General features: G+C 63.4%; 1 protein-coding gene. It reads right to left on the bottom strand.

The window, feature by feature from the left end; genetic code table 11:
* On the bottom strand, nucleotides 1-590 hold a 590-nt coding region (locus tag ACY45C_RS05720), incomplete at both ends, for an ABC transporter permease (protein WP_462186605.1).

The raw sequence follows: 590 nt of genomic DNA, 5'->3' as shown, positions 1-590 counted from the left end.
TATTGGATGAACGCCTGGACGTCACCGATCGACAGCGAGCCGGACGCGACCCGCAGGCCGCCGATCACCGCTACCAGCACGTAGTTCAGGTTTCCGATGAACAACATCGAGGGCTGCATGAGACCGGAGATGAACTGCGCGCGCCAACTGGCGGCGTAGAGCCGCTCGTTCTGCTCACGAAAGATCTCCGCGGATTCCTCCTGCCGGCCGAACGCCCGCACGAGCGTGTGCCCGGTGTACATCTCCTCGATATGGGCGTTGAGACCACCGGTGATCCGCCACTGAGCGACGAACTGGGGCTGAGCCAGCTTGCCGACCCGGGTCGCCACCATGATCGACACTGGCACCGTGACCAGCGCGATCAGGGCGAGGATCCAGGAGATCCCGAGCATCATCGACAGCACGCCCACGATCGTCAGCGTCGACACGACGATCTGCGACATGCTCTGCTGCAGGCTCTGCCCGAAGTTGTCGATGTCGTTGGTGACCCGGCTGAGCACCTCGCCTCGCGGCTGACCGTCGAAGTAACGGATGGGCAACCGCGAGATCTTCGCCTGGACGTCGCGGCGCAGATCACTGATCACTCTCTG

The sequence above is a fragment of the Frankia sp. CcWB2 genome (assembly GCF_977927585.1).
Note: the sequence above shows the minus strand (reverse complement) of the source record. Positions and strands in the feature narration are given on the sequence as shown.